Below are 13,644 nucleotides of genomic sequence, written 5' to 3' on the forward strand. Positions count from 1 at the left end.
GCGTCTCGCCGGGCTGCCTCTACGATCTGACTCTGCGTGGTGCGGCCAATGATCAGCTCGTTTGTTACGGCCCCGCCGGCCATGGCGAGGTCTCGTATGTGAAAACCGTCGCCACCAAGAGCGGAGGCGAGGCTGCGGTGGAGTCCGTGAAGACGGCGGCGAAGAATGGCGGCGTCTTCAAGCGCAACGAATACCGCGTCAAAGACGGCATCCAGGGCATCTTCATCACCACCATCCTCCGCAATGAATCTGATGCGGCGCAGAAGGTCAGCACCAAGGACGACCTGACCAAGTTTGACAGCACCGGCGAGACTGCTGACGACATCCGCTGGGCGGACGCCATCAATCCCGCGCACAAATGCGGCTACGCACTCGTCACGCTGAGTCTCACGGGCATCGAGAAGCTGGCAGAGACCATCGAGCTCGCGCCCAAACAGGAGGTCGTGATCGCGCGCTTCTTTGCCGTGGGCACCTCACCCGCGCAGGCCGTGGGAGAAGCACGCGCCGTGAAGGGCGTGAAGCTTGGCAGCATCAGCGGCCAGATCGTCGGAGCCGATGGCAAGGGGATCGCCACGGCCGCGATCTCCGTCATGGATGGCAAGAAGACGCTCACCGCCTATCCCGATGCTGAGGGCAGCTACAGCCTCAAGCTGCCGATCGGTCCCGCTGAACTGCTCATCGATGACCTCGGTCGTCCGCAGGGCAAGGTCAGCCTCATCGTCGCTGAAGGTGAGACCACCTCGCCGAAGGTTGCTCTCGCTGATGCCTCCCGCATCCGCTTCGACATTACGGATGCGTCCGGCCAGTCCATCCCCTACAAAGCGCACTTTGCCCCGCTGGATGAAGGCGCGCCGAAGCTGAATCTCGGCCCTAAATGGCGTGCCCATGGCTGTGTGGATCAGTATCACAGCGAGAAGGGCCAGTTCACCCAGCAGCTCCCGCCGGGGAAATATCACGTCGTCGTGGTTCGTGGTCCCGAGTATGGCCATCTGGCTCAAGACGTGACCCTCGCCGCCGGGCAGGAGTTTGTCTTCAAAGGCACGCTGAAGCGCCTCGTGGATACGAAGGGCTGGATCAGCAGCGACTTCCACAACCACAGCACGCCGAGCGGCGACAACGTCTGCGACACCGATGGCCGACTCATCAACATCGCCGTCGAGCACCTGGAGTTCGCGCCGACGACCGAGCATAACCGACTTTACGACTGGGAGCCCACCATCAAGGCCCTCGGCCTCGAAGCTCACATCAAGACCGTCAAAGGCATGGAGCTCACCGGCAGCCGCCAGCACTTCAATGCCTTCCCCTTCGAGCCAGATCCCCTCATGCAGGACGGCGGTGCTCCCGTCTGGAATGACGACCCACGCATCACCGCCCTCACCCTCCGCCGCTGGCAGGGCGAGCGCGCCGACCGCTACATCCAGTTCAATCATCCCGACCTGAGCAACATGTTCATCGACCGCGATGGCGATGGCATCGCTGATGGCGGCTTCGTCGGCGTCGGCGGCATGATCGATGCCACCGAGACCGAAAACGGCCCCGGCACCGACATCCTCCACGACGCACCCTTTAAAGTTAGCCGCGCTCCAGGTGCCCTCGCCGCCAAAGCCAGCACCGTGCGCGAGTTCGTCTGGCGTCAGCTCCTGAATCAAGGGCATCGCCTCGTCGCCGTCGGCGTTGCGGATGCGCACAGCGTGTATGGGAATGGTGTCGGCTGCTGGCGCGGCTACATCCCCAGCAGCACGGACGAGCCCGCCAAGATCGACTGGGCCGAACTCTCCCCGCGTGTGAAGCAGGGCAACATGGTGCTGACCACCGGTCCCTTCCTCGAAGTCACCACGCAGAACGGCAAGATCGCCGGTGATGACGACCGCGCTACGGGCGGCATCGACCTCAAAGTCCGCGTGCAATGCACCGACTGGATCGACATCGACCGCGTGCAGGTGCTGGTGAATTCCAAGGCCGATCCGAAGCTGAACTTCACCCGCGCTGCGAACCCCAAGATGTTCCAGGACGGCGTCGTGAAGTTTGAGCAGACGATTCACGTGCCGCTGCAACATGACGCCCATCTCATCGTCGTCGCCATGGATGAAGACGGTGACTCGAAGGTCGGCTTCGGCACCAGCGACTACGCCAAAATGCGCCCCTGCGCCTACAACAACCCCATCTACGTCGATGCCGATGGCAACGGCTTCAAACCCAATGGCGACACCCTCGGCTACGATCTGCCCACGATGGGCATGACGGCGGACAAAGCCAAGGCGCTGCTGGAGAAGAAGTGATCGAATCACCTGATCCGTTGCTTTTGCGCTAGCCGCTGAGTCAAACACACAGATAATCCGGGCGTCTCATGAGAGCCCCGGACGATCCATCTCAAGCATCCAGCCGACAGCCATCGTCGGGGGCGATTGGGCATGGGCATCTCCTGGAGGCGAATGTTTTGCAGGACATCCTGCCGAACTATGAAGTGCTCGACTTCATCGGGCGTGGTGGGATGGGGATGGTCTTCAAGGCGCGGCAGGTGGCGCTGGATCGCATCGTGGCGGTGAAGTTGCTGTCGGTGCACATGGGGCAGGGGAACATGGATTTCGCGGCTCGGTTCAAGGTGGAGGCGCAGGCGATGGCGCGACTTTCGCATCCGTGCATTGTGCCAGTGCATGACTTCGGCACGACGAGCGATGGGCAGCTATTTTATGTGATGGAGTTTGTGGAGGGCACGGACTTGGCAAAGCGAATCGAGAGCGAGGGAAAGCTGCCGGTGGAGGAGGCTTTGCGCATCGTACTGGCGGTGTGTGATGCCCTGACCTGTGCTCATGCGGAAGGCATGGTGCATCGTGACATCAAGCCCTCAAACATCCTCATCAGTCGCGATGGAAAGGTGAAGGTGGCGGACTTCGGCCTGGCGAAGATCGACGCGCCGGAGACCGCATCACTGACGCTTTCCGGCACCACGATGGGCAGCCACGGCTATGCCGCGCCGGAGGTTTTTTCCAAAGCCAGCACGGCAGACCATCGCGCGGACATCTACTCGTTGGGTGTGCTGCTTTACCAGATGCTCACAGGCGATCTGCCTCGTGGAATGTTCAAGTTGCCATCGCAGAAGGTGCCGGGCCTCGACGCGAGATTTGATGCCATCATTTGCCAGGCCATGGAAGAGGATCGCGAGGAGCGGCAGCAGAGTGTTGCTGAGATGCGCGAGCTATTAAGTGCAGTCCGCTCCCCTTGCCGGGAACGATTGCTTGCGACTGCCGAATCAGACAGGGCATTGACCAAAATTACGCAGCAAGTGGCGCTGCGTCGTCGCATCGCCTGGGGCCGTGTGGCGATGGCAGGTGTGATGTCGGCGTTGGTGCTCGGTGGCATGGTCGGGTTGGTCATCAGCCACATGCACTCTGACGATCAAGAGACAAGCATGGAGCCATCAGACCCATCTTCTTCATGGAAGAACATGCTCAAAAACGATGGCGGCGTCCTGCGGAGATCTCTGCAAGGAAACTGGGTGTCCATCGATGGCAGCATTCATGGACCGCCAGCCTCCGCAGCCCAGCCGTCTCTGTGTGGTCTGTCGTGGGACGAGACTGGTGCTTGTGATCTGCGCTTTCGCATCACCAAGCTTTCCGGGGAGGATGGCCTGGTGCATCTCGGCTTCAGACATGGAGATTCATCGGGTGGGATCCTCTTTTCTGACCAGCGGCAGAGTCATAGGGTTTCGTTCGTCGGGATGACGACGCTGAATGGTGCCAATGCGGACAGGGACAGCTCCTGGGTGCGGCGTCAGACCGCCTCTTTTCTTCCGATCGGGCAAGCCCGCGAGATACGTCTGCTTCTCCGCGATGAAGGTATGGCTGCGTGGATCGACGGTGTCGAAGTTTATCGGTGGAAGGGTGACTGGAAACAACTCAGCCAGTCACCTCCACTCTATCTTTCGTCGCTCACGCGTCGGCCGGTGTTTGCCATCGGCAGCCACAGGGCACAGATCGCCATTCACTCAGCGGAGGCAATGCGGGTGACCGGTGATGAAGGGAAGACACTGCCTGAAGTGCCGCCGGTGGAGTTTCGCGGGCATCGATATCAATACATCCCAGGAGCCTTCACTTGGATGGAGGCTGAGGCCAACGCGGCGAGCCTCGGCGGGCATCTGGCCACACTGACAAGCGCAGAGGAAAACCACTGGGTGTGGACGCAATTCTCCCCTCATCTGCCATCGCAAGATAAGCGGGCACTGCCGGAGCGAGGCTGGTGGATCGGGGGGAAACCCCTGGAAAGCGGCAACGGCTGGCAATGGGTCACTGGCGAACCCTTTGAGTACACCTGCTGGTCTCTGGCGAAGCCGCCGACTGCGCGCACACCGCGTCTCCGCCAGCATAACAATGGTGGTGGCGGCGGCCTTTCCGCTTGGTCCCCAGTGCATTATTCCAACCGCTGTGGCTACTTGGTGGAGTGGGACTCTGCCGCCCCAGCGCCTGCCACCGCTCCCACGGTGACGGATCAAGAAGTGCGCAAGCTGGCGGCCTGGCTCTTCACTTTGCCTCTGTCTTCAGATCCAGTCTCATCTGAGTCCCACGGCCCTGATCTGCTGCTCAAAGGCGAAAGCCGCAACCTGCGGAAGTTTTCCGAACTGCCTGCCGGGCCGCTGGTCATCGGGCGTGTACGCATCGGCACGCTGCATGTGGATGCTGCTGCGCGTGAGCATTTGGAAATCCTCTCCCGCGTTCATAGCATCTCCGACCTGCGCATGAATGCGATAGATGATGGCAGGGCGCTGTCATGCGTGCGCGACCTCACACGGTTGTACACCTTTGTCTTTAAAGCTGCATCACCCGGTCCGCTGCCATTGCCGGATGCTGAGCTGATCCATCTCGAACGATTAAGTTTTCTCAATTCCCTCAGAATCGAGGGCTGGAGCAGTTTCACGGGGCGTGGGCTGAGTCTTATCGCTGACAAGCGCAGGCTCACGGCACTCTCACTGACCGGCACCACCAAGATTACGGATGCAGGCCTCCAGCAGTTGAAGAAGCTGCGTGGACTGAAGACTCTCACCCTCGCAGGAACTGCGATCACAGCAAAGGGCATCGCCGATCTGAAAACTGCGCTGCCAGAGTGCGAAATAAAGGAGCTGCCTGAAGGATGATCTGGGAATTTAGCCTCCTTTGCCAATTACTTCCATGAGGTGCTCCAGCTCGGATTTCACCTCAGACGGGTCGCTCACAGTGTGGGCGATCTCTGCCTCGATGAGCTTGCCGTAGCGCTTGCGCATGCGGTGGATTTGGAGACGCAGCGTGGCTTCGTTGATATGCAGGTGCTTTGCCGCCTCGGCGTAGGGCGTGGCGTTGTCGCCCAGCGGCAGGAATTCGCGCAGTTGCTCGAAGGCCTCCATGTTGTCGGCCTTTTGGTAATCCGCTCGCAGCTTTGTCTCAGCGGCACTGAGCACACTGGCGGCCCAAGCGCGATCGAAGAGGCGGTCGGTGTCGTGATTGCCGGGAGGCTCCTGGGAGTAGAGCTGCTCCGCCAGCGCATCGTCGAAGGAGATGACATTGTGAGCACCAGCACCACGCTTCTCTGCATTCTCGTGGCGCAGTTGCTTCGAGATGATCTGCCGCAGCATCGCCAGCATGAAGGTGCGCAGTTTGCCTTTTTCCTCACGAGCAGCCTGGATGGTCTCGCGAGTCACCAGGTTTTGAAAAAACACCTGCGTCACATCTTCCGCATCCGCCGCTGGGAAGCCCTGGCGGCGGGCGAAGGCATAGATGGCATACCAGTAGGTGCGGCAGATCTCCTCCATCGCCAGCCGCGCATCCACCTCGCTGCCCGCCTGCACTTGGCGCACGAGCGTCCAGCGGGTGGAGGGGAAGTCAGGGCTTGGAGATGGTTGGGGCATTGGATTTTTTAAAAACGGTCTGAAACAATCTGTGCCTGCCGGGTAAAGGAAGATTTATCCACCACTATTCCTGCATGAAAACAATTCGAATTCTTCCATGTCTGATCATTGCCACTATGTTCTGCTGCGGAGCAAAGCTGTATGGTGCCCCCTTCATGAATGGGAGCTTTGAAAGCCCAGGGCTGCCAGGCGCGACCACTAGTGAGGCGCTGATAGGAGGCGATATTGTGGAAGGATGGGATGTCCCCATTTCAGGCGGGCTGGCTTATGTGAAGAATGGCAATGCCGCCGGGACCGACGCGCTGGCTGGCACGCACTTCGTCGAGTTCGGTCTCGCCGGGGAGACGGGTGGACAGTTGTCACGGACCTTCACCACGGTTACAGGCATGACCTATGAGGTGGTATTTTGGGTCACCCAGACGCAGGGGGAAGACCCCACAGATCAGGCAGTCGCGGTGGAGGCGTTTGATGAGGATTTCGGCCTGTCGTTGGCACCTGTGGTGGAGACTTCCATTCCGCCTCATGAAAACCAATGGTCACAGGGCACTGCCTACCGTTTCACAGCCACCTCCACCTCCACCCGGCTGACATTTACGGATACCACCGTCACCGCCGGCCTCCCGGAAAATTGGGCGCTGGACGGCGTCGTTGTGATTCCTTTGGGCGGCGGAGAAAGCGGGAAAATCGTCTATCAGCAGTTCACCACCGCCTTCGTCAATGACTCGGACGGACACGGCGTGGAACTGGTGCTCATGAACGCAGGTGGAGGCAACCGCACTGCCATCGCCGGTTCGGAATTCTCCAATTACGGCTATGCCGCCCTCACCGCTGATGGAACCCACGTGGCCTTTGTGGCGAAGCAGGGGCTGGATGGCCCGAAACTGTGGGTCATGAAGGCGGAGCCTCTGGACCCGATGGACAATCCCGCAGTGATGGTCCGTGAAAACGTCAGCCCCCTTGGACGCATCTGCTGGTCACCCAATGGCAGACGCCTTGCTTTTGCGGACGCCTTTGACCCGCAGATTTACGTGCTGGAGACGGTGGATGGCGCCGGCAATATCACACCTGAAGGCGTTTCCAATATGGCCGTGAAGGTGACCAGCGTGAATGCCCAGGCGCAGAATCCTGCGTGGAGTCCGGATGGGAGGTTCCTGGCCTATTCCGATAGCCAATCCCTCTGGGCGCTGGAGATTTAGAATGGCGCTGGGACGCTGACACCTGAAAGTGCGGAAAGCAACGCTCCGAACAAAGTGACGGGCGGCATTTTTGTCGGCAACGACTTCCCGGCATGGAGTCCGGATGGAACGCGGATCATTCTATCTTCCCTGCTTCCCGCACCTCCTGGCATTCCGGACAAAACGGACATCGCCTTCCTCACGGTGCGAGAGCCGCTGGCGGCGGGTGGGGACATCCTTCCCGTGGCTGACGATGGCTTCAATGACGGCAGGGTATCTCTCTTCCGCGACCAATCCGGGGGATGGAATCCAGATTATGTTCACGAGGCGCCAAACTACGTCTCGGAACCTTCCTGGAGCACAGACGGCAGCCGGGTCATCTATGGCTATCGGTTCGCAGGCGTGCCGGAGTTGAACACTCTGTTTTCGATCAATCCGGCGCTTGAGGATGTGATCACCAATCCAAGCGTGGCTCTCACAGAGATCACCAACTCTGGTACAGGCACCCCCGGCGGCAGGCGTGCTTCTTTCCAGCCAGGCCAAATCAGCCCGCCCGTGGTGCTGCCAGTGCCGGAGGACTTTTTCATTGTCACTGGTGAACCCGGTGATCCCTGGACCTTCACGGCCACCCTCGACTCGGCAGCGGCAGGTCTTTTCCTGCGGGTGCAGAGTACGCTGACTCCCGATAATGAGGGGAGCTGGACCGATCTTCCGGGCGGAGGGCAGATGACGCGGAACGGCAGCGCGTGGACTTTGGATGCCACCCTCATTCCTGCGGGCACTCGCTTCTTCCGGGTGGTCGCAGCGGCGACGAATTTTCAGGACACCAAAACTCAGTTCTCTACTTCATTCGAGGTCGTCTCACCCGGGCGCATCCTCTACACGCGCGGCTCGTTTGGCTCGTCGGAGCTGGTGCTGATGGAGGCGGACGGCTCGGACAAAGTCGTCCTGACCGACAACACCTTCAGCCCTATCCGCTGCGCCATGAGTCCGAATGGCCTGATGGTGGCCTTCACCACGTTCTCGGGTGAGCTTTTCGTGATGAAGGCGGAGTCCATGAACGGCACGACCAATGTCCCGGTGAACATCCTCGAAGACTCAAGCTCAGAGGTTCTCTTCAATGCCATCCCGGCGTGGTCGGCGGATGGCATCCACATCGCGTATGCGGACTCAAGTTCACACATCCAGGTGATTGCAGCCCTGGACGAAAATGGCGCCCCGCTGCCCTTCGATGCATCCACGAATCCACTGATCGATGTGTTCACCAGTTTCTCCGGTGAGCCGAATCTCGCTTGGAGCCCGAACGGCAAATATCTCGCCCTCACCGAGGGCAGCCTCATCCAGGCTTTCCAGGTCATGGATGGTGCTGGTGATATCATCCCAGGTGTGTCTGCCACGGTCACTCTGACCCTGCCCTCAGACTTCGCCACGCAGAAGAAGTCTGTCGCATGGTCGGCAGATGGCTCGCGGATCGCCTTCGTTGAAGAAAATCCGTCCACCAGTGCTGCGCGTGTGTCGCTGCTCACCGTGGACACGGGCTCCGGTGCGCTGATCCCCGAGCACGCGACCAACAACCCACGAGAGAAGCTGACGACAGATCTCGTCACCAGCCATGCCCCCCAGTATGTCTCCTGGAGTTCCGATGGCGCATTTCTGGCCCTGGAAACCGATGACTCTGGCACACACCGGATCGAGCTTATCAAGCCCGAAGAGATCGACGAAACGCTCAACCCACTCATCCCAATCACGCTTCCCAGCAGCGGTGGGAATGCCTTCCAGCCAGTCTTCAAACAGCCCAAAACCGCGCTCGCCATCTCACAGCTCGTCGCTTTCCAGGCCGCCAATTATGCGGGTAATGAAGATGACGAAGAGCCCATCACCGTCCGCGTGGTCAGGACAGGATTGACCGCTGGCGAGATCGAGGTGCCGTTCACCGTCACCGCTGGCACGGCCATTGAAGGACTGGACTTCACCCTCTCCGAAAGCCCGCTCGTCTTTGCCGATGGCGAGTCTGAGAAAACCATCATCGTCACCCCACTGCTCGATGCCGAGGACCAGGAGCTCGATGAAACCCTCGAGCTCACCTTGGTGGCTCCTCTCGATGTGGACTTGGGCGGCATTGCCAGCACTACCGTCACGATCGGCGACAGCGACAGCAGCGTCCAGCCCTTCACTCCACCATGCAATGAGTTCACCGTCGCGGTGAATGGCAAACTGATGAAGACGGGCACTGGCAAATCAGGGGATACACTCTCCTTCAAAGCCCGTCAGGAGCAGGGCTGGGACCTCGCAGACATCCAGGTGAAGGTGCAGTACACCACGAATCCCAAAGATGCGGGCAGTTGGCTGAATCTGCCCGAGCCGCTGCTTTCACGCTCCACCAACACCAGTCTGACCTGGGTGGGGGAGACTCGTAAATTCCCCGTCGGTAAGCTTTACTTCCGCACCCGCTCCTACGCGCTGAAGCACCGCAGCAATGCCGGCCCTGTCGTCGGTCCCTTCACCATCAATGCAGCTCCCGTGTTGGAGCTGACCATGAAGGTCGCCACAGATTCGGATCTCTCCGGCCTCACCGTGAAGCCCAGCGAGTTCATCACCTACAGCATCAAATGCAAAAACATCGGCACCGCCACGGCCACCAAAGTCTTGCTCAACAGCCGCCTGCCTCAGAGCACCCGCTTTGATTCCGCCAGCCATGCCATCGCCCCCTATTTCAAAGAGGTGAAAGGTGCGAACGGCGTCACCACCGACACGCAGTGGAATGTCGGCAATATCAACGCCGGGGCCGAGGTGAATGAATTCCTCACCGTCCAGGTGAACTCCGTCGAACAGATCGAGTACAACCGCCTCATCCAAAACGACCGGCTCACCTACAAGATCGGCACTGGCAAAGAGGTCTTCATGCCCACCTTCCGCACCACCGTCTCGCCTCCGATCAAGATCACCGCCGCGAAGGACAAGAGCATCGTCGTTGCCGGCGATCTCATCACTTACACCCTCACCATCCGCAATGAAGCCAGCTACCTCGTCACCGGCGGCAAAGTCACGGACCAAGTGCCGACCGGCGCGCGCCTGATCACCGCCGCCTACGGCGCTGGCAATGGCAACTACCTCGGCGTTGGCGTCCCGGCTTCCGATCTTATCACAACACCCGTCGGACTGACCGAGCCTGGCTTCACGCCCCACAATGGCATGCTCACCTGGAATGTCGGCGACATCGAGGCGGGCGGCTCACGCCAGTTGCGCTTCACCGTGCGCGTCGCCTACGACCTCTTTGAAAAGCTCACGCGCAATGGCGAGTCCTTCAATATACAGATCCAAAACCTGAACTTCGACTTCACCGGCACACCACCCAGCGGCGGCGTCATCGCCGCGCGCGGCGGCTACATTCCCTTCTCCGACATCGCCCGTACTTTCGTCTCCGCCGTGCCGCCCACCTCACGTCCAGAGATCGGCCTGCAAAAGCTCGCCGTCTCAGACACCCTGACGAAGCTCGGCAGTTCCGACATCGCGGGCATCTTCGTCGATGGCAGACGCCAGATCGAGTATGAGATCGGTGCCTGGAACTATGGCACCGCCACCGCCGCCGAGACCGAGATCTACGACGGCATCCCCTTCGAAACCGAGATCAATGCCGACAACCCCATCATCGGCTCCGCCCTCACGGATACCTTCACCTCCGAAGTCCCTCATCAACTCACCGTCGGCCAGAAAGTCCGCCTCCCCTACCTCACGGGTGGAGCCGGGCTAACCATGACCACGATCTATTTCGTCAAGACCGTGCCCTCGGCCACCGAGTTCACCCTCTCCAAGACCGCCACTGGCGTCGTACTGAACTTCACCACCGATGTGACCGCAGGCACCCTCCGCCGCTTCGTCTATGACACCGATGCCTTCATGCGCAAATTCAGCATCAACGGCAACGTGCAAAACAGCTCCGCCGACTTCCTCTTCTTCGATGTGAATGGCAGCCTGATCTCCCCCGGCGGTGAGCCCTTCATCGACCGCGACAACGACGGCATCATCGACACCACCGGCAAGAAAGACCTGACCGACTTCGCCTCCGGCAAATCCGAGTTCCTCGACCAGAACGGCAACGGCAAATACGACGGCCCCGAGGCCATCCGCACCTTCTCGTACGACCTCGGCGATCTCCCGCCGATGACCGCGCCGAACACGCACAAACTCACCTACCGCGTGCAGCTCACGCCCAAAGTCGCGCGTGGTGAATACATCGCCGCGCTCAGCTCCGCCGTGCATAAAAAAGGCGCGGGCTTGGAGCTCACCTGCCCGGACTTCTACTACCCCGTCATCGGCACACCGCCCATCGAGTTTGCCAAAGTCGTCGCCAAACTTGAGTTCGCCATGGAGCGCCCACGCCCGCGCGACAACGGCTTCATCGGCGGCACGCCCGGCGTTTATCAGATCGCCTACGACCTCACCTTCACGAACAAAGGCGACTTCTTCGCCAACGACACCCAGCTCCGCATCCCCATCCCAGCGGGCTTCACCACCCTCAGCGGACGCCAGCCCATCGACAAACGCAACGCCACCTACGATGCAGCCATCACCGGCTCACCCGGCACTGCCGTCTTTGATATCGGCGAGGTCGCCCCTGGTGCCACCGTCACCCGCCAGCTCGTGTTAAACATGACCACGCCGTTCCCTCCCACACTACTCGTGAAGGGCCTGCTCAAGAACTACAGCGCCCTCATCGCCCCCCGCGTCGTCGCCACCAAGGTCACGACCACCTCTATCTCCGCCCCGCCTCCCGCCGGGAAAAAAGCCACCGACGCCATGCCACTTCCGCCCGTCGTCGCGAAGATGAACGCCGACGGCAGCTTCACCATCACCACCCCGATCCAGCAGACGCCTACCGCCACGCGTGTCTTCATCGGACGAATCTCTTATGCCTCCGTCCAGGAAGGTAATCTATGCGACTTCTTCATCTTCTTTGGCAACATGGGCGATGAAATCTCCGGCGCGGGCGAGGTGGCGATGCAGGTGCCTTACGGGACAAGGCTGTTCTCCGCTGACCCTCTGGGATACAGTCCGGTGGCGGGTGACGACTCCAAATCAACCTACTTCGGCCCCGGTCACTTCAAGATCGAGCAGATCGCAGGCAAGCGTCGGCCCGAGGACGGCACCGTTGACGTCGTGCGTTGGAAGTTCGCCAACATCCCGCCCTCTGCCATCTACTGCGTCAAAATGACCGTCGAAGTCAACCGGTTCTTCCCCGGCAGCTCGATCACCGACAAATCCGCTTACATCTCCGTCAGCAACGCCGCCGCCAGGTCCGCCAGCCCGATCACCATCAAAGTCATCAAGGATGGCAGTGGTGCCGTGGACTGGTGGCAGGGCGTCGGCGACGTCATGCAGGGCTTCGGCAACTGGGTGGATGAAAGCCTGCGCATCCTCTTCGGTGACTTTACCAAACAGATCACCCTCTACTCGAATGTCGTCAGCCTAGGCGGAGCCGACTTCGTGCAGATGGACAATGGCACTCTCGTCATTCCCTTGGGCCGCGGCAGGAGTGCCATCATCGGACCCGGCCATCTGCTGGATGGCAAGGTGCCCGAGAAATCCTATATTGTGTATCCCGGATCAATCCCCAGCAGCATCGCTCTCGTCGCAGGTGCCACCACAGGCCAGCAGGTCCTCGTCGGCGGCACCACCAATGCCTACCGTAACGTTCATCAAATCCTTAACGAACTCCACACCGTGAACAGTATCGTCGCCGGTGGTGGCGGCAACATCGTCGCTGCAGGCGGTGGGAACATCGTCGCTGCTGGTGGCGGAAACGTCGTCTCCAATGACGGCGCCGGTCTCGCCCCCCTCGGCTTCATTACCTTCGCCAATCCCCCGAGCACCGTCGCGGCGGGCGGTGGCAACATCGTCGCCGCCGGTGGCGGTAATATCGTCGCTGCTGGAGGTGGGAACATCGTCGCCGCAGGTGGTGGGAACATCGTCGCCGCCGGTGGTGGCAACATCGTCGCCGCTGGTGGCGGCAACATCGTCGAGATCGGCAGCAAGCAGATCCCGCCCGTCGAGATGTCCAAGATCATCAACACCCTCCTCGGCATGGATGGCGCCAGCCTTGCCGATGTCGTCCTCCAAAAAGACATCGGCAGCGTCGTCGCCAACGACGGTGCCGGCGTCGTCCTCGATCCCGAAGCCCTCGCCAATCAAGACGTCATGTCCCTGATCGGCGATGACGGCGCCAGTCTCCAAGGCGGGATCGGCGATCCCTGACGACGCCCCCGGCGGAGCGTCGCGGCAGCGTTTTGGAGTGCGGTGGCACAGGGGCACGGCGCAAGCCTGCCCCGGCGACACCGCTTTCGACGGCCCCCACAGCGAACAAAAACGAGGAGCCCCCGGAAAGCGGCGTCACAGCCGCCGCACTCCAAGACGCTTCGCGACTTTTGCGTGGTGCGCAGGGCATGGACGCTGGACCGCCTCCCCTCACCCTGGCCCTCGCCCCTCGGGGGAGAGGGAAACGTCGTTCGGCGATCCTGTCTGCGGCGGCGAAAAGACCGGCTCCTCTCCCCTGAGGGGAGAGGCTGGGTGAGGGGCGGGACGGCATCGTTCCCCCCA

5 protein-coding genes are annotated in these 13,644 nt (G+C 60.8%); 4 read left to right on the forward strand and 1 reads right to left on the reverse strand.

The genetic code is table 11. The features are described 5' to 3' along the window. Positions 1–2,279 (forward strand): CehA/McbA family metallohydrolase (locus tag AC6FTP_RS04370; RefSeq protein ID WP_497205682.1); only part of this gene is annotated, 2,279 nt, incomplete at its 5' end. Between the two features lie 68 nt (positions 2,280–2,347). Beyond that, positions 2,348–5,128 carry a protein kinase domain-containing protein gene (locus AC6FTP_RS04375; RefSeq protein WP_497205683.1) on the forward strand — a complete coding sequence of 927 codons (2,781 nt, stop codon included), beginning with the start codon at positions 2,348–2,350 and terminating at the stop codon, positions 5,126–5,128. A 9-nt stretch (positions 5,129–5,137) separates the two neighbouring features. On the opposite strand, the gene AC6FTP_RS04380 is transcribed toward AC6FTP_RS04375, so the two are convergent. Further along, positions 5,138–5,875, reverse strand: a complete 738-nt coding sequence (locus tag AC6FTP_RS04380) for an RNA polymerase sigma factor (RefSeq protein WP_497205684.1) — start codon at positions 5,873–5,875, stop codon at positions 5,138–5,140. Between the two features lie 74 nt (positions 5,876–5,949). Between AC6FTP_RS04380 and AC6FTP_RS04385 the strand changes: the two genes are divergently transcribed. Together AC6FTP_RS04385 and AC6FTP_RS04390 are read left to right on the forward strand one after the other, a co-directional pair. Continuing rightward, on the forward strand, positions 5,950–7,071 hold the full coding sequence (locus AC6FTP_RS04385; protein ID WP_497205685.1) for a DUF642 domain-containing protein: 1,122 nt from the start codon (positions 5,950–5,952) through the stop codon (positions 7,069–7,071). Positions 7,072–7,125: 54 nt separating this feature from the next. After that, a complete protein-coding gene (locus tag AC6FTP_RS04390) occupies positions 7,126–13,302 on the forward strand; it encodes a Calx-beta domain-containing protein (protein WP_497205686.1) in 6,177 nt (2,058 codons plus the stop codon). Positions 13,303–13,644: the final 342 nt, after the last annotated feature.

Source organism: Prosthecobacter sp., from assembly GCF_044378005.1.
GTDB lineage: Bacteria > Verrucomicrobiota > Verrucomicrobiia > Verrucomicrobiales > Verrucomicrobiaceae > Prosthecobacter.

Excerpts from the sequence above, each read along its gene's own strand:
- AC6FTP_RS04380 (WP_497205684.1), bottom strand. The coding sequence starts at position 5,875 with ATGCCCCAACCATCTCCAAGCCCTGACTTCCCCTCCACCCGCTGGACG.
- AC6FTP_RS04375 (WP_497205683.1), top strand. The coding sequence starts at position 2,348 with ATGAGAGCCCCGGACGATCCATCTCAAGCATCCAGCCGACAGCCATCG.
- AC6FTP_RS04385 (WP_497205685.1), top strand. The coding sequence starts at position 5,950 with ATGAAAACAATTCGAATTCTTCCATGTCTGATCATTGCCACTATGTTC.